Origin of the sequence: Caloramator sp. CAR-1, from assembly GCF_030546345.1 — a bacterium.
Classification (GTDB): Bacteria; Bacillota; Clostridia; order Clostridiales; family Caloramatoraceae; genus Caloramator; species Caloramator australicus.
Window position 1 is genome coordinate 19,585 of sequence record NZ_JAUONW010000010.1, and the last position, 17,136, is coordinate 36,720.

General features: G+C 32.1%; 21 protein-coding genes. All 21 read right to left on the reverse strand.

Translation table 11 applies throughout. From position 1 onward, the window contains the following. Positions 1 to 4 precede the first annotated feature (4 nt). The gene (locus tag Q3V94_RS03205) at positions 5 to 796 is read right to left on the reverse strand and encodes a phosphatidate cytidylyltransferase (protein WP_303525098.1); all 792 of its coding nucleotides are present in this window, start codon (positions 794 to 796) and stop codon (positions 5 to 7) included. Between the two features lie 14 nt (positions 797 to 810). Then, positions 811 to 1,572: an isoprenyl transferase gene (locus Q3V94_RS03210; RefSeq protein WP_303525100.1), complete on the reverse strand. Its 762-nt coding sequence runs from the start codon at positions 1,570 to 1,572 to the stop codon at positions 811 to 813. A 41-nt stretch (positions 1,573 to 1,613) separates the two neighbouring features. Then, positions 1,614 to 1,796, reverse strand: a complete 183-nt coding sequence (locus Q3V94_RS03215) for a hypothetical protein (RefSeq protein WP_274767727.1) — start codon at positions 1,794 to 1,796, stop codon at positions 1,614 to 1,616. After that, positions 1,796 to 2,350 carry a ribosome recycling factor gene (gene frr / locus Q3V94_RS03220; protein WP_008908761.1) on the reverse strand — a complete coding sequence of 185 codons (555 nt, stop codon included), beginning with the start codon at positions 2,348 to 2,350 and terminating at the stop codon, positions 1,796 to 1,798. The genes Q3V94_RS03215 and frr overlap by 1 nt, the downstream gene beginning before the upstream one ends. Before the next feature lie 13 nt (positions 2,351 to 2,363). Continuing rightward, a complete protein-coding gene (gene pyrH / locus Q3V94_RS03225) occupies positions 2,364 to 3,077 on the reverse strand; it encodes a UMP kinase (protein WP_008908762.1) in 714 nt (237 codons plus the stop codon). A gap of 82 nt (positions 3,078 to 3,159) precedes the next feature. Continuing rightward, positions 3,160 to 4,077 (reverse strand): translation elongation factor Ts, encoded by a 918-nt coding sequence (tsf, locus tag Q3V94_RS03230; protein WP_303525104.1) that lies wholly within the window; start codon positions 4,075 to 4,077, stop codon positions 3,160 to 3,162. 68 nt (positions 4,078 to 4,145) lie between these two features. Then, the gene (gene rpsB / locus Q3V94_RS03235) at positions 4,146 to 4,844 is read right to left on the reverse strand and encodes a 30S ribosomal protein S2 (protein ID WP_274767728.1); all 699 of its coding nucleotides are present in this window, start codon (positions 4,842 to 4,844) and stop codon (positions 4,146 to 4,148) included. A gap of 202 nt (positions 4,845 to 5,046) precedes the next feature. Then, a complete protein-coding gene (gene codY / locus Q3V94_RS03240; protein ID WP_303525105.1) occupies positions 5,047 to 5,829 on the reverse strand; it encodes a GTP-sensing pleiotropic transcriptional regulator CodY in 783 nt (260 codons plus the stop codon). Positions 5,830 to 5,850: 21 nt separating this feature from the next. Then, positions 5,851 to 7,242 carry an ATP-dependent protease ATPase subunit HslU gene (hslU, locus tag Q3V94_RS03245; protein WP_303525107.1) on the reverse strand — a complete coding sequence of 464 codons (1,392 nt, stop codon included), beginning with the start codon at positions 7,240 to 7,242 and terminating at the stop codon, positions 5,851 to 5,853. 24 nt (positions 7,243 to 7,266) lie between these two features. After that, on the reverse strand, positions 7,267 to 7,797 hold the full coding sequence (gene hslV, locus Q3V94_RS03250; protein ID WP_303525108.1) for an ATP-dependent protease subunit HslV: 531 nt from the start codon (positions 7,795 to 7,797) through the stop codon (positions 7,267 to 7,269). A 150-nt stretch (positions 7,798 to 7,947) separates the two neighbouring features. Further along, positions 7,948 to 10,014, reverse strand: coding sequence for a type I DNA topoisomerase (gene topA, locus Q3V94_RS03255; RefSeq protein WP_303525109.1), 2,067 nt, complete (start codon positions 10,012 to 10,014; stop codon positions 7,948 to 7,950). A 68-nt stretch (positions 10,015 to 10,082) separates the two neighbouring features. Further along, on the reverse strand, positions 10,083 to 11,150 hold the full coding sequence (gene dprA / locus Q3V94_RS03260; protein ID WP_303525111.1) for a DNA-processing protein DprA: 1,068 nt from the start codon (positions 11,148 to 11,150) through the stop codon (positions 10,083 to 10,085). Positions 11,151 to 11,160: 10 nt separating this feature from the next. Continuing rightward, entirely contained in the window at positions 11,161 to 12,717 is a 1,557-nt protein-coding gene (locus Q3V94_RS03265; protein WP_303525113.1) for a YifB family Mg chelatase-like AAA ATPase, read from the reverse strand. Between the two features lie 64 nt (positions 12,718 to 12,781). Next, positions 12,782 to 13,144 carry a YraN family protein gene (locus Q3V94_RS03270; RefSeq protein WP_303525115.1) on the reverse strand — a complete coding sequence of 121 codons (363 nt, stop codon included), beginning with the start codon at positions 13,142 to 13,144 and terminating at the stop codon, positions 12,782 to 12,784. Between the two features lie 4 nt (positions 13,145 to 13,148). Continuing rightward, positions 13,149 to 13,913 carry a ribonuclease HII gene (locus tag Q3V94_RS03275; RefSeq protein WP_303525117.1) on the reverse strand — a complete coding sequence of 255 codons (765 nt, stop codon included), beginning with the start codon at positions 13,911 to 13,913 and terminating at the stop codon, positions 13,149 to 13,151. Next, positions 13,906 to 14,778 (reverse strand): ribosome biogenesis GTPase YlqF, encoded by an 873-nt coding sequence (ylqF, locus tag Q3V94_RS03280; protein ID WP_303525118.1) that lies wholly within the window; start codon positions 14,776 to 14,778, stop codon positions 13,906 to 13,908. The genes Q3V94_RS03275 and ylqF overlap by 8 nt, the downstream gene beginning before the upstream one ends. Positions 14,779 to 14,863: 85 nt before the next feature. Continuing rightward, positions 14,864 to 15,211, reverse strand: coding sequence for a 50S ribosomal protein L19 (rplS, locus tag Q3V94_RS03285; protein ID WP_008909018.1), 348 nt, complete (start codon positions 15,209 to 15,211; stop codon positions 14,864 to 14,866). A gap of 107 nt (positions 15,212 to 15,318) precedes the next feature. Next, positions 15,319 to 16,065, reverse strand: coding sequence for a tRNA (guanosine(37)-N1)-methyltransferase TrmD (trmD, locus tag Q3V94_RS03290; protein ID WP_303525119.1), 747 nt, complete (start codon positions 16,063 to 16,065; stop codon positions 15,319 to 15,321). Further along, positions 16,062 to 16,571 (reverse strand): ribosome maturation factor RimM, encoded by a 510-nt coding sequence (gene rimM / locus Q3V94_RS03295; RefSeq protein ID WP_274767735.1) that lies wholly within the window; start codon positions 16,569 to 16,571, stop codon positions 16,062 to 16,064. Before rimM ends, trmD begins: the two co-directional genes overlap by 4 nt. Before the next feature lie 51 nt (positions 16,572 to 16,622). Then, on the reverse strand, positions 16,623 to 16,850 hold the full coding sequence (locus Q3V94_RS03300) for a KH domain-containing protein (RefSeq protein ID WP_008907559.1): 228 nt from the start codon (positions 16,848 to 16,850) through the stop codon (positions 16,623 to 16,625). A gap of 16 nt (positions 16,851 to 16,866) precedes the next feature. Next, the gene (gene rpsP, locus Q3V94_RS03305; RefSeq protein WP_008907558.1) at positions 16,867 to 17,109 is read right to left on the reverse strand and encodes a 30S ribosomal protein S16; all 243 of its coding nucleotides are present in this window, start codon (positions 17,107 to 17,109) and stop codon (positions 16,867 to 16,869) included. Between the last annotated feature and the right edge of the window lie 27 nt (positions 17,110 to 17,136).

Consider the following 17,136-nt stretch of genomic DNA (forward strand, 5'->3'; position numbering starts at 1 on the left):
CAACCTAAAATTTCATTATTTCTATATAATAATATACTAAAGGAGCAACAAATAGTATGCTATCAAATCTATCTAAAACGCCACCATGTCCAGGCATTATGTTGCCATAATCCTTTATTCCAACATGTCTTTTAATCAACGATGCTGAAAGATCCCCTATTTGTGATATAATTCCTCCCATGATGGCAAGGAGCATAATTGATGCTACGCTTATGTTAATTTCTCTGTTGAAGCTTAACCAGATCATGCTTCCAACTATGCTTCCTAAAATGCCCCCTATGGAACCCTCTACTGTTTTTTTGGGACTTACATCTGGGCAAAGTTTTCTTTTACCAAAAAATTTTCCTGTATAATAAGCAAAAGTATCACATGCCCATGGGACAATATAAGTTAGCCATATAAGCCGATTACCATAGTTATTAATTCTAATTTGTATAAGTGTATTAAAAAATACTATAATATACAAAACACCTATAACAGTAAGTGATGATGATATAACGTTATACTTTTTGTTGAAAATTGGAACTGACATACTCAAAAGCGTTGTAAAAATAATCAATAAAAGGTTTAGCTCAAAATCATAATTTAAAAAGACTAATATGAAATTTAGAAAATAAATTAAAATTATAACTGGTGTAATGACCTTGCTATTTGTATTTTTATATGCTGATATGTATTCGTAAAGGGCAATTGCAGTCAAAGCCATAACTCCAGCTTTAAATATATATCCTCCTGCAATTGTAAACAAGATCAATATTGGAATTGCCACTATTGCACTAATAACCCTTGTATTCAATTCGTTCACCCTCTTTATTTTATTGATCCAAAACGTCTTTCTCTTTTTTGATAATCTTTTATTGCCTCAAGAAGATGTTTGCTACTAAAGTCAGGCCAGTATATATCTGAAAACCATAATTCCGAATAAGCTATTTGCCATAGAAGAAAATTGCTTATCCTAAGTTCACCGCTAGGTCTTATTAATAAGTCCGGATCAGGAATGTTTGCAGTATCCAAATAACCTGAAATTGTATTCTCATCGATACTATCTACATCAAGTTTCCCAGCATTAACATCCTTTGCTATATTTATAATTGCTCTTTTTATTTCATCCCTTCCTCCATAGTTTAAAGCTAAAGTTAAAGTCAACCCATCATTGTCCTTTGTTTTTTCTTTAGCCCTTTTTAATTCCTCCTGACATATTAGTGGTAATTTTGATATATCACCTATCCAATTAATAATAACATTATTCTTATCTAACTCTTCCACTTCTTTTCTTAAATATTCAACAAGCAAATTCATCAAAGTATTTACCTCATCCTGAGGCCTTTTCCAATTTTCTGTTGAAAAGGCATATAAAGTTAAATATTTTATTCCTATTTTTGAACATGTTTTAACGATTTCACGTATCGTTTCAACTCCCGCTTTATGCCCCATCGTTCTAGGTAGATTCCTTTTCTTTGCCCAACGACCATTACCATCCATTATAATTGCTATATGCTGTGGAAGGTTTGACATATCTATTTCTTCATCTATTAAGCTGTCTTCTTTTTTTCTTTTAAACAACCATTCCATAATTTAACCTCCTAATGCAAAAATGCCCCTCAAGCGAGGGGTTAAAAATAAGATACATAAATAGTAATGGTATCAGCTTCATCTATTTTAATAATCCTTACTTCATCTCCTAATTTCTTTCCGTTTGGTGCTAATACGTATTTAACCGTAAAAGGGACATTTTGACTGTTTAAAAGTTCTTCAAGATATTTTAATGAATATCCTAAAAATCTTTGCATTTCCATTATACAGTCATAATCTCCTTCTCTTTAGCTTCTACAAGCTTATCTATTTCTTTTATAAAATTATCTGTCATTTTTTGAATTTCATCTTCTGCTCTTTTAATTTCATCCTCTGAAACTCCTTCTTTTTTGAGGGCTTTTATTTTTTCATTAGCATCTCTACGAATTGATCTAATTGCTACTTTAGCATCTTCTCCATGTTTTTTAACAACTTTAACAAGATTTTTTCTTGTTTCCTCAGTAAGTTCAGGAATCACTAATCTTACAACATTTCCGTCTGCAACTGGATTTATTCCTAAATCTGATTTTTGTATAGCCTTTTCAATACTTTTTACAACACTCTTATCCCAGGGTTGTATAAGCAAAACTCTTGGCTCAGGAACAGTAATAGTTGCTAAAGATGAAATGTGAGTCGGTGTTCCGTAATAATCTACAGTAATTTTATCAAGCATTGCTGGATTTGCTCTTCCTGCCTTTAAGCTTTGCAATTCATGTTTTAAAAGTTCAAGAGATTTTTTCATTTTTTCTTCATGAGATTTGATAACTTCCTTAATCATAACTTTTCCCTCCCTACGAATTTGAAACTAAAGTTCCTACCATATCTCCACAAACTGCCCTTTTAATATTTCCAGGAGTATTAAGGCCAAAAACAATTATTGGTATATTATTATCTTTACACAAAGATGTTGCTGTTGAATCCATTACTTTTAGATCCCTTTCAAGGACTTCCTGAAAGGTTAATTTGTCAAATTTTTGAGCATTTGGATTAAGGTTGGGATCAGAATCATATACTCCATCAACATTTTTAGCTAACAATATAACTTCAGCACAAATTTCTGCTGCTCTTAATGCTGCTGCAGTGTCAGTTGAAAAATATGGATTACCTGTTCCAGCTGCAAATATTACCACTCTTCCCTTCTCTAAATGTCTTACAGCTTTTCTTCTAATAAAGGGCTCTGCTATTTCCCTCATTTCAATTGCTGTTTGAACCCTAGTTACTACTCCCATGTTTTCTAAAATGTTTTGAAGGGCCATTGCATTTATACATGTTGCCAGCATTCCCATGTAGTCTGCAGTTGTTCTATCCATTCCTGCACCATATCTACCCCTCCAAATGTTTCCTCCACCTACAACTGCACCGACCTGAACCCCCATTTCAACAAGTTCCTTAATCTCCTGTGCAATTCTTTGAACTACTTCAAAATCAAATCCATAACCATTTTTACCTGCTAAGGCTTCTCCGCTTAACTTTAACATTACCCTTTTATACTTTGGTGTTGTCATAACAAACCTCCAAAATAATAATTCTCCAAAAGTTAGAAAAATCCTTCTTTTTTCAAAAAAAGAGAACACAGCTGTGTTCTCTTTACATTTTAACTTGCTTCATTACCTCTTCAGCAAAATTTTCTTCCTTCTTTTCTATACCTTCGCCCTTTTCAAATCTAGCAAACTTAACTACAGTAATTTCATTTCCAGCTTCTTTTGATTTATTTTCAAGATATTTTCTTATTGTTAAATCTTGATCCCTTATCCAAAGTTGCTCAATAAGGCAAACTTCTTTATAGTATTTTTGTAATCTTCCTTCCACCATCTTTTCAACAACTTTTTCTGGTTTTCCTTCGTTTAATGCCTGTTGTCTATAAATTTCCTTTTCCTTTTCAATAACATCTGCTGGAACATCTTCTTTGTTTAGATATAATGGGTTTGCTGCAGCTATTTGAAGTGCAAGTTCCTTCGCTACTTCCTTAAGAACTGCTTCGTTTCCTCCCTTTAATTGAACCATAACAGCTATTCTACCGCCACCATGGATATAGTCAGAAATAACTCCTTCCTCAGCAATAAATCTTTCAAATCTTCTAAATGTCATATTTTCTCCTAGCTTTGCTATAAGTGCAGTTATTGCATCTTTAACGCTTACATTGTTGTCAACAATAAATTTTTCTTCAAGTAATTCCTCAACTGAATTAGCATTAGAATATGCAGCATGTTTTGCTATGTTCTTAGCTAACTCAGCAAAGTCAACATTTTTAGCAACGAAGTCAGTTTCGCAATTTAATTCTATTATAGCTCCCCTCTTACCATCCTCAGAAATATAAGTTTCAACTAGTCCTTCAGCTGCAACTCTTCCTGCCTTTTTTGCAGCAGCAGCCAATCCTTTTTCTCTTAATATTTCTATAGCCTTATCCATGTCCCCATTTGCTTCATTTAGAGCCTTTTTACAGTCCATCATACCAGCGCCTGTTCTTTCCCTTAGCTCACTAACCATTTTAGCGGTTATTTGCATATTTATTCCTCCTTATGTAAATAATTCTAATATTATGTCAAAGGTAAGGGAATAATCCCTTACCTTAATTATTCAGCCATTTGTTCTCCTTGTCTTCCTTCAATAACTGCATCTGCAATCTTTGATGCAATAAGTTTAACTGCTCTTATTGCATCATCGTTACCTGGAATTACATAATCTACATCATCTGGATCACAATTAGTATCTACAATTCCTACAACTGGTATACCTAAAATTCTTGCTTCTGCAACTGCGTTCTTTTCCTTTCTTGGGTCAACAACAAAAAGAACATCAGGAATTCTTTTCATGTTCTTAATTCCGCCAAGGTTCTTTTCTAATTTTTCCTTTTCATGTCTTAGCTTCATTACTTCCTTCTTTGGTAAAAGATCGAAGGTTCCGTCCTGTTCCATTCTTTCTAATTCTTCAAGTCTTTCAATTCTTGTCTTAATTGTCTTGAAGTTTGTAAGCATACCGCCAAGCCATCTTTCGTTAACATAGTGCATTCCACATCTTATTGCTTCTTCCTTTATTGAATCCTGAGCTTGTTTTTTAGTTCCAACAAAAAGGATTTCCTTACCTTCAGCAGCAGCCTGCTTTACAAACTCATAAGCCTCTTCCATTTTCTTTACTGTTTTTTGTAAATCGATAATATAGATTCCATTTCTTTCAGTAAAAATATACTGAGCCATCTTTGGATTCCATCTTCTTGTTTGATGACCAAAGTGAACTCCTGCTTCTAAAAGTTGTTTCATTGAAATAACTGACATTTAATACACCTCCATTTGGTTTTTCCGCCGCTACTCTCATTTTTTTAAAAGGCCCTAAGGCACCCTTTTAAAAATCGAGTAGCGTGAGTATTTATTACCTTAAGTAGTATAACATATAATTAAAAAATTGACAACACAAATATATTTAATTTTACATATTTTTTCTCAAAAACATATCCCTTGATCACCAAGGGATATGTTTTTAGCTATTCTTCAATTTTTTAAGTTCATCTAATAACTTGTCATTTAATATCTTAATATGCGTTCCCTTCATTCCTAAAGAACGTGATTCTATTACACCTGCACTTTCAAATTTTCTTAGTGCATTAACTATAACAGAACGTGTAATACCTACCTTATCTGCTATTTTACTTGCAACTAATAATCCTTCATTTCCTTCTAATTCATTAAAGATATGTTCTACTGCCTCCAATTCTGAGTATGACAAGGTGCCAATAGCCAATTGAACTACAGCCTTTTTCCTTGCTTCCTCTTCTATTTCCTCTTGTTTTGATCTTATGATTTCCATTCCAACGATTGCTGCACTATATTCAGCTAACACAAGATCTTCATCGGTAAATTCAGAGCCATATCTAGCTATTAATAAAGTTCCCAATCTTTCTCTGTTACCTATAATTGGAACAATAGTTGTGTATTTATTTACATGGATGCATTCCTTTGATCTATCAAAAACACAGATCCCCTCGTTTCTTAAATTTGGTCTTGTTTCATTGATGGTTAAAATCTGATTGTTGTAATCTTCAGGAAATTTTTGTTCATTGATTACAATTTCCTTTAAAATTTCACATTCAAAGGAATCTACTAAGCTATATCCAAGAACTTTGCCCTTTCTACTTACAATGTAAACATTGCAATTCATAACGTCGCTTAAAATTTTACATATGTCTGAAAATACAACTGGTTCTGTTGCAGATTTTTGCAATATTTTATTCAAAACCCTAGTCTTCTCTAATAAAGTTGCCATATCTTCATTACCATCCTTTCTTTATATAATAAATTTTGATGTATCATGTTGTTTGTATAGATCCTTAAGTTTATTTTTTACATAATCTCTATCTATAATTATTTTTTTTGGAAGATCCGGAGCCTCAAATGATATATCCTCTAAAATTTCTTCAATAACAGTATGAAGCCTTCGAGCACCTATATTTTCCTGTTGCTGATTCATTATAAAGGCTGCCTGTGCAATCTCATCAATACCATCATCCACAAATTCTAACTCTACACCATCTACCTTTAACAATTCAATATATTGCTTTATTATAGCGTTTTTAGGTTTAACAAGTATTTCTTTGAAATCTTGTTTAGTTAGGTCTTTCAATTCAACTCTAACAGGAAATCTTCCCTGAAGTTCTGGTATCAAATCAGTTACTTTAGAGACATGGAAGGCTCCAGCTGCTATAAATAATATATAGTCAGTTTTTATTGGGCCATACTTTGTATTAACAGTGCTTCCCTCAACTATTGGTAAAATGTCCCTTTGAACCCCTTCCCTAGAAACATCAGGTCCGCTGCCTTTACTCCTACTTGCTATTTTATCAATCTCATCTATAAAAACTATCCCATCTTCTTCTGCTCTTCTTTTAGCCTCTTCAATAACTAAATCCATATCGATTAATTTAGAAGCCTCTTCTTGTGAAAATATCCTTATAGCTTCCCTTATTTTGACTTTTTTCTTTTTTTTCTTTTTAGGAAAAAGGTCTCCAAAAATTTCATTGAAATTGATATTCATGCCTTCTAAATTTGATCCTGCAATAATCTCAACCGGCATTAAATTGTTATCTTCGATTTCAATTTCTATTATCACATCATCTAACAAACCAGCTTCCAATTGCTTTAAAATCTGATCTCTTTTTAATTGTAAATCATTTTCATCTATTTCTTCTATCTCAACTGGTTTAGTCTCCTGTTGAAAACCAAAAATAAACTCAAAGGGATTTTTTACATTTGACTTTTTATTTGGAAGAGGAGCTAGTATATTTAACACTCTTTCTTTTGCTAAGGCTAACGCCTTTTCATTTACTTCATTCATTTTTTCTTCTTTAACTATTCTAATTGATTCCTCCATCAAGTCTCTTATCATTGAATCAACATCACGGCCAACATAGCCAACTTCAGTAAACTTTGTTGCTTCTACTTTAATAAAAGGAGCTTTAACTAATTTTGCAAGCCTCCTTGCAATCTCAGTCTTTCCTACACCTGTAGGACCTATCATTAATATATTTTTAGGCATAATATCATCTTTAATATCCGAAGTTAGCATCCTTCTTCGGTATCTATTTCTTAAGGCAATTGCCACCTTTTTCTTAGCTTCATCTTGTCCAATAATATATTTGTCAAGCTCCTTTACTATTTCCTTTGGAGTCATATTGTTCATCTTTGTCCCCCCTTTTTAGGGAAGTTATATAGATTCGACAACGATATTATTATTTGTATAAACACAAATCTCAGAGGCAATGATTAACGATTCTCTTACTATTTCCTCAGGCGAAAGTTTTGTATTTCTCTTTAGAGCCCTTGCTGCAGCTAAGGCATACATTGCCCCAGATCCTACAGCGGCTATACCATCATCTGGCTCTATAACTTCACCATTTCCAGAAATAATTAGAATAGTATCTTTATTGGCAGCTATCATCAGTGCCTCTAGCCTTCTTAAGATTTTATCACTTCTCCACAAACTGGCTAATTCAACTGCAGCCTTTTTTAGATTGCCATTTGTTTGTTCCAACTTTTCTTCAAATTTTTCAGAAAGCGTAAAAGCATCAGCTACTGAACCAGCAAAACCAATTAAAACTGAATCTTTATAAATCTTCCTTATTTTTTTAGCAGTGCTCTTAATTATCGTATTTTCCCCAAAAGTTACCTGTCCATCCCCAGCTATGGCAACCCTATCTTGATCCTTAACTGCAACTATTGTAGTCGCCTTAAACATTTTAGCACCTTCCCCTAGTCATTTCATTAATTTTTTGTTAAAAAAATATAAATTTTTAAAAAATCATTTTTTGTAATTTTATGAATTGTCTAAATTGTTTCAACAATTAAGTATAATATATCACAAAATTTTTAAAATATCAATAAAAAATCACTTTTCTTCTACATAACCACATTCTTTATCATCACAAAAATAAATAGTCTTATCCTTTTGCTTTCTTTCATATAATACTTTTCCGCATTTAGGACATCTCATATTAACAGGCTTATACCAACTTGCAAACTTACATTCTGGATAATTGCTACAACCGTAAAACATCTTTCCCGATTTAGATTTTTTTACGATAATTTTGTTACCACATAAAGGACATAAAACATCGATTTCTTCAACCAATGGTTTGGCATTCTTACATTCGGGATAACCAGGACACGCCAAAAACCTTCCAAACTTTCCTGATTTTATAACCATATTTCTTCCACATTTTTCACATTTTATATCAGTTTCCTCGACCTTCTCTTCTATTTTTATTTTTCCGATTTTCTCCTCTGCAATTTTAATTTTTTCCTTTAACGGTTTATAAAACCCATCGACTATGTCAATCCAATTTTCCTTACCCTGTTCTACTTCATCTAATTTGTTCTCCATTTCAGCTGTAAAATCTATATCAACTATATCTGAAAAATATTCTTTAAGAAGCTCTGTTACGATTTCCCCTAATTCGGTAGGCTTTAAGAACTTTTTATCCCTTTCAACATATTTTCTTTCTAGTATCGTTGTTATAATAGGTGCATAGGTGCTTGGCCTTCCAATGCCATTTTCCTCTAATGCCTTTACTAATGTAGCTTCGGTATATCTTGACGGTGGTTGAGTAAAATGTTGTTTAGGTTCAATTGCTACAGGTTGAAACTCCTCTTTTTCTTTCACATCAGGTAATAATTTATCTTCTTCCTCTTCATCAGTTCTATATACACTTAAAAAGCCTGAAAATTTTAATATACTACCACTCGACTTAAATATATAATTTTCAGATTCAAACTCAATGCTCATAGTATCATAAATAGCATCTGCCATTTGGCTTGCTACAAATCTCTCCCATATTAATTTGTATAATTTATATTGATCATTCGTTAAGGAATTTTTTATTCTATCTGGAGTTCTTTCAACAGATGTAGGTCTTATCGCCTCATGAGCATCTTGGGCTCCACCTTTTGATTTATATGTCCTCTCAGTAGAAGGCACAAATTCAGTTCCATAATTATCCTTTATAAAATCTCGGGTTATCTTTTTTGCTTCATCTGAGATTCTTACTGAGTCAGTTCTCATATAAGTAATAAGACCAACCGATCCTTCCCCCTTTATCTCGATTCCTTCATAAAGTTGTTGGACAATTTGCATCGTTTTTTTAGTTGAAAAATTTAACTTTTTGTATGCCTCCTGTTGCAATGTCGACGTTGTAAAGGGTGGAAATGGGTTTTTTCTTCTCTCTTGTTTTTTAACCTCATTTACATAAAAAATCTTGCCAGTCAACCTTTTTATTATCTCGTCTGCCTGCTCTTTATTAGTGATTTTTAGTTTTTCATCTCCAAAGGATATCAATTTAGCATCTAAAACCCTATCTCCATTTTTTAAAGTAGCAGTTATTGTCCAATATTCTTCTTGAACAAATTCCCTTATTTCCTTTTCTCTATCACAAATTAATCTAACAGCAACAGATTGAACTCTACCTGCACTAAGTCCCCATTTAATTTTTTTCCATAATACCGGACTAATTTCATAACCAACAAGCCTATCCAAAATTCTTCTTGCTTGTTGTGCATTTACTAAATTCATATTTATATCCCTTGGATTTTTTATCGCATTCACCACTGCCTTTTTTGTTATTTCATGAAATTCAACTCTACATTTTTCAGAAATATCTAAACCTAATATATATGCAAGATGCCATGAAATAGCTTCCCCTTCTCTATCCGGGTCCGTAGCTATGTATACCTTCGAGGCTTTTTTTGCTTCTTTCTTTAATTCATCAATTAGATCTCCTTTACCCCTTATAGTTATATACTTAGGTTCATAATTATTTTCTATATCAACACCAAGTTGGCTTTTAGGTAAATCTCTAATATGTCCCATCGATGCTTTTACTTTAAAATTTTTACCCAAAAATTTACTAATCGTCTTTGCTTTAGCTGGTGATTCAACAATAACCAAAGACTGCGACATTTTATCCCCTCCAGCTTTACATAAGTATTAGTATTATAACAAAATCTTCTAAAAAATTCTATACTTAATTAATCATTTAAAGTAATATAATTTCCAAATGTTCTTCTAATTATTCCATTGCATTCGAGTTTACCTATGGTTTTCAGAACCTCATTTGCCTCCATATCGATTCTTTCCAATAGCTCTTCTATAGTAATTGCTCCTATTTTTAATATATTTATTATTGTTAATTCCAATTCATTATACCCAAAATATAAGTTATTTTTCAAGCTTATTCCATATTCTGAAAGTATGTCTTCAATATTAGATACTAATTTTGCCCCATCTTTTATCAAATTGTTAGTTCCAACACTATTTATGCTAAATATATTCCCTGGAACTGCAAACACATCTTTACCCTGCTCTAATGCCAACCTAGCTGTTATAAGAGATCCACTTCTATCTGTTGCTTCAACTACTAATACAAAATCTGCAAGACCACTTATTATTCTGTTTCTCCTTGGGAAGTTTTGAGGAAAAGGTTTTTCATCTGGTAAAAATTCAGTCAATACTGCACCTTTAATAGCAATTCTGTTAATAACTTCTTTATTTGAAATAGGATAAATAAATTTAAACCCATTGCCTAAAACTCCTATAGTTACTCCATCAGCATCTAAGCATCCTAAGTGAGCCGCCGTATCTATTCCTTTCGCTAATCCGCTGATAATTTTTATTCCGTATCTACTGATATCCCTAGAAAATTTATAGGCTACTGTTAAACCATAATTAGTAGCCTTCCTTGAACCCACTATCGCCAAAGTATTAGCATAGTCTATTATGTTACCTTTAATAAATAATCCTGCTGGAGGGTCATATATGTTTTTAAGTTTCATTGGGTATCCATCATCATTAAATAGAGCTAAAGTTAATTTATTGTCTAATAAAAATTTAACTTGATCATATATTTCTTTTTCTCTCTTTTTTACATTTAAAGCTTCATCAGCTTCATAAATATTTAAACCTAAATCCATCCAATCCTTTCTATTCATTTCATATATTTCATCTAAACCTATTCCTATGGTCAGCAATTTTATCTTCAGTTCATCCTTTATAGGTAAATTCATAAACCATAATTTTAGAAACTTTTCTTTATCCATTCTTCTCACCTTATTTGTATATCTTATTATCTAAAATTCGATACTGAACTGCTTCTGATACATGATCTTCATTTATTATTTCACTTCCATCCATATCTGCAATAGTTCTTGAAATCTTTATTATTTTTGTATAACCCCTTGAACTTAGTTTTAAGTTTTTATAAGCCTTCTCAAGAACTTTACTTGCTGCTTTGCTAAAAGCACAATATTTATTTATATGTTTATTCTTCATTTGTGCATTTGTATAAATTCCATCTTCTTTAAATCTTTCTATCTGAATTTTTCTTGCTTTGATAACTCTTTTTCTTATTTCTAATGATGATTCTTCAGCTTTTTTGCCACTTAAATCCTCATAATTTATCTGTTCTACAGAAATTTGTATATCTATTCTATCAAGAATAGGACCAGATATGCGATTAAAATAATTTCTAATTTGGTTTTCTGAACAATGGCACTGTCTATACGGATATCCATAGTAACCACATGGACAGGGATTCATGCTTGCCACAAGCATTATTCTTGCTGGATAATTTATCTTTCCTTTAACTCTTGAAATCAAAACCGAACCGTCCTCTAGGGGCTGTCTTAATGACTCTATTACATCCCTTCTAAATTCGGGAAACTCATCTAAAAACAATACCCCATTATGGGCTAGCGAAACTTCACCTGGTGTTGGATTACCTCCTCCACCTATAAAGGACGCAAAGGAGACTGTATGATGTGGACTTCTAAAAGGTGGTGTTAATATTAGCTTTCCCTTTTCCTTCAAAAGTCCTGCAATACTATAAATTTTTGTAACTTCTATTGCTTCATCTATAGTAAGTTCAGGCAGAATAGTTGGAATTCTTTGAGCTATCATAGTTTTACCACTTCCTGGAGGACCAATCATGAGGACATTATGTCCTCCGCTGGCTGCAATTTCTACAGCCCTTTTAACATATTTTTGTCCTCTAACCTCGCTAAAATCCAAGTCATATTTTACTTCACAATAATTATTTTTCATTGGCATGTAGTTGTAATCTATATTATTGTTTAATATATCTACAACCTCATTTAAATTGCTAACAGGATATATTTTGATGTCCTCGATAAAATCAACTTCCCCCAAATTTTCTTGTGGTATAAAAATTTTTTTGAAGGTTTTTCTTGCCTCTAATACCATAGGCAAGACTCCCCTTACCCCTCTTATTTCACCGTTTAATGACAATTCTCCAATAAAAGCACATCCTAAAGTATTTTTATAATTTATTTCATTCATACAGCTCAAAATCCCAACAGCTATTGCAAGATCAAGATGTGTTCCTTCCTTCTTTAAATCTGCAGGTGCAAAATTAATTGTTATCCTTGCAGGTTCCATTTTAAAGCCTGAATTTTTTATAGCAGACTTTACCCTTTCTTTTGATTCTTTAACCACCGTATCAGGTAGCCCCACCATATTAATTGAAGGTAATCCTCCATTCAAATCCACCTCAACCTCAACAACAAATCCATCTATTCCCATTAATGACAAAGAAAACACCTTGCTAATCATTTTTTCACCTCTAGCTACATTTTTTTCTAAAAACAATTATTTCCTATATTATTATTTTTAAACATAAAAAAAATGATCCTAGTAAAAATTAGGATCATTTTCATTCAAAGGCGTTTTGAATTAAATATATAGATTTTACATTTTCATTTTCATCCAGCATTATTTCAACTACATCAAATCTAATGAAGGCATCCTTTATTCTTTTTTTAGCTAAATATAGATTTGCTAAATTTCTAATTCTTTGTTGTTTATAATAATCTACTGCTTCCCTAGGATATCCAAGGTTTAAGCTTTTACGCAATTTTACTTCAATAAATACAAGATACCTTCCATCCCTTGCAATTATATCTATTTCACCAAACTTTGTTCTAAAATTTTTTTGTATAATTAGATACCCTTTATTAATTAAATACCTTGAAGCAATTTCCTCACCTAAATTTCCAAGCTTTTTTTTATTAAACATAAGATCACCCGATAATATTTCTTATAAAAGTCCTTCTATGTATCTCACAAGGACCATATTTTTTTATTGCTTCAATATGTTCTTTTGTGCCATATCCTTTATTTTGAGCAAAATTATATAAGGGATACTGAATTGAGGCTTTTTGCATATAAAAATCCCTTTCTACTTTAGCTATAATCGATGCTGCCCCAATTGAAACTGATAAATCATCTCCCTTTATAATCGATATTTGTGGAACATCTATATCGAGTTTTAATGCATCTATCATAATAATATCTGGTTTTATTTTGAGCCCTTCTATAGCTCTTAACATGGCTAATTTTGTCGCTTCAAGTATATTAAGTTCATCTATTTCTTCAACTGTTGCATATCCTAAGGAATAGGCAAGTGCTTCTGTTTTTATTTTTTCATAGAGCTCTAATCTTTGTTTTTCAGTTAATTTCTTTGAATCCTTTATTCCTAGTATTGGATTTTCAAAGTCTAAAATAACTGCAGCAGCATAAACGGGCCCTGCTAGTGGTCCCCTTCCTACCTCATCAATACCTGCTATAAATTTATAATTTTTAATTAATTCATTTTCATACTTACAACGCTTTTGATACTCTTTTTCTAATAATACCTTATTATTTAAATCCCTTTCATATTTGTCTAAAATTTTGTATATACTCTTTTTCCTTTCATTTTCCATAATTTTATTTTTTATGCGGTAAAACTCATCCAAATTTTTGCATTCTTTAAGCATGTCCTCTATGTCCTTTATATTATTCATTCGCTTCAACTCCATCCATCATATCCATTGGTAATTCAAGAGAAATTCTTCCTAGTTTCGCAGCTCTAAAATCTTCTAAAATTATATTAGCAGTCCTATAAAGGTCAACCTCGCCCCCCGAAACAACGCATCCTCTTTTTTTACCTATTTCAGTTAGCAGGGCATAGACATCATCTATGACATTCACCTTATATCTTTCCTCTAATACCTTTGGGGAAATTTGTTTTATTTCATTTAAAAATTTAATACTCAATTCAACGACATCAAGTATCTCTTCTTTAATGGATTTCACATATGCTAAATGTAAGGCAACTTTTTCATCATCAAATTTAGGCCATAATATTCCTGGAGTATCCAAAAGTTCAAATTCTTTATTAACTTTAATCCATTGTTTATTTTTTGTTACACCCGGTCTATCACCAGTTTGAGCTGAGGATTTCTTTGCAATTTTATTTATAAATGTAGATTTTCCAACATTAGGTATGCCAAGAACTAGGGCCCTTATTGGCCTACCGATTATTCCCTTTTGCTGTGTTCTTTCTATTTTATCCTTTAATATTTCTTTCATTAATGGATATATTTTATTAATATTTTTACCTGAAATACAATCTATGTCAAGTGCCGAAATTCCGTTATTCTTGTAGTATGTAATCCATTCCTTCGTAATCAAAGGATCTGCAAGCTCTGACTTATTTAGTAATATAATCCTAGGTTTATTTTTTATTATCGAATCAACATCGGGATTTTTGCTACTTATAGGAATCCTCGCATCTAAAAGTTCTAAAACAACATCGATAAGCTTCAATGAATCTGCGATTAGCCTTTTAGTTTTTACCATATGTCCAGGATACCATTGTATATTCATTTTTATGCCTCCTTAGGCTTATTTATTAATAATTATTCCCTTAAATAAAATATATAATTAAAAAAGAGACTGCTGAACAGTCTCTTTATTCGATAATTTCTTTAACTTTAGTTGCTGCTTTACCAACTTTCTTTCTGAGGTAATAAAGCTTAGCTCTTCTAACTTTACCTCTTCTTATAACTTCTATCTTGTCAATAATTGGTGAATGAACTGGGAAAGTTCTTTCAACACCTACACCGTAAGAAATTCTTCTTACAGTAAATGTTTCTCTTATGCTTCCATTTTGTCTCTTTAAAACGATTCCTTCAAAAACTTGGATTCTTTCTCTGTTACCTTCTTTTACCTTTACGTGAACCCTTACCGTATCACCAACATTGAATTTTGGAAGGTCCTTTCTTATTTGTTCTTGCTCAATTGCTCTAATTATATCCACAGCATTTCCCTCCTTCCTTCCTAGACGTTCATAGACATACCTAGAGGAACGCCCGTTTTCACACAGGGTTTATTATAACATACATTGCTTGTTTTGGCAATAATATTTTACATTTCTTTTTCCATTTCTATTTCTTTTTTAATCATATTAAGCATTCTTAAATCTTCCTTTGTCAATTCTGCATTTTTCAGCAAATCCGGTCTTTTTATATACGTTAGCTTTAAAGATTGGTATCTTCTCCATTCATCAATATCCTTATGATTTCCAGACAATAGAACCTCTGGAACTTTCATGCCTCTAAACTCCCTTGGTCTTGTATATTGGGGATATTCTAAAAGACCATTATAGAAGGATTCATTTTCAAAACTAACATTAGTCGATAGAACTCCCGGAACCAGCCTTGAGACAGAATCAATAATAATCATACTTGCCAGTTCTCCACCCGTTAAAACAAAATCACCTATTGATATCTCAAGATCTACAAGGGGCATTATTCTCTCATCTATTCCTTCATAATGCCCGCAAATTAACATAATATGTTTTCTGTTAGAAAGCTCCTTAGCAAGCTCTTGATTATACCGCTTACCACGGGGAGTAAGGAAAACCGTGTATGGTTTATAGCCATAAGTCTCTTTAATATCGTCTACACAATTATATATCGGCTCTGCCTGCATTACCATCCCTGCACCGCCACCATAAGGGTAATCATCTACTTTTTTATGTTTGTTAGTGGTATAATTTCGAATATTGTAAAGATTAATTGTTATAAGTTTTTTCTCTTGTGCTCTACCTATTATGCTATAGTTTAGAGCATCAAACATTTCAGGAAATAAAGTTAACACATCAAATATCATATTAATCCCTCAATAAGTTTTATTTTCATTAAAGAATTTTCGACATCTACATGCTTTACTACATCTTTAATAGCAGGGATTAAAATAATTTTACCATTATCCATTTTAATCTCATATACATCGTTGCTTCCTGTAGAAAACACTGATATAATCCTGCCTATTTTTTCATCAGTTTCTATGTTCACAACATCCATACCAATTAAGTCTGCAATAAAATATGTATCCTCAGGTAATTCTACAGCATTTTCTCTATCGATGTAAATATAATCATTTTTGATTTTTTCAGCCGCATTCATATCGTCTATGCCTTCCAGTTTTAAAATAACAAGATTTTTAAAATATTTTAACCCTTGAACATTAACTTTTTCATATAAATCCCCTCTTTTGAAAAAAACAAATTTAAGTTTATCAAACCTTTTAACATCATCCGTCAAGGGATAAATTTTAACTTCGCCTTTAATTCCGTGGGTATTTATAATCTTTCCAATCTTTAAATATTTAATCATAACATCACCCTTTTATTAATAGTTAAAAAGAGTTAGGATAACCCTAACTCTTTATATTATTTCCACAACTACTCTTTTATTTACCTTTGTTGCTGCAGCTTTTACAACAGTTCTAATAGCCCTTGCTATTCTGCCTTGTTTTCCTATAACTTTTCCCATGTCTTCAGGTGCAACCTTAAGCTCAATTATTACTGATTGCTCACCTGAGATTTCATTTACAACAACGGCATCAGGATTGTCTACAAGAGCTTTAGCTATAACTTCAACAAGCTCCTTCATGTCAAGCACCCCTTTATTATATGATGCCTGCCTTCTTTAAAAGGCTTCTTACTGTATCTGTTGGCTGTGCACCATTTGAAAGCCACTTTTTAGCCTTTTCTGCATCGATTTTAATATCTGCAGGTTCTGTTGTAGGATTATAATATCCTATTTCTTCTATAAATCTACCATCTCTTGGTGATCTTGAATCTGCTACTACAATTCTGTAGAATGGAGCTTTCTTTGCACCCATCCTTCTAAGTCTCATCTTAACTGCCATAATTTCACCTCCTTAAAATGTTGCATT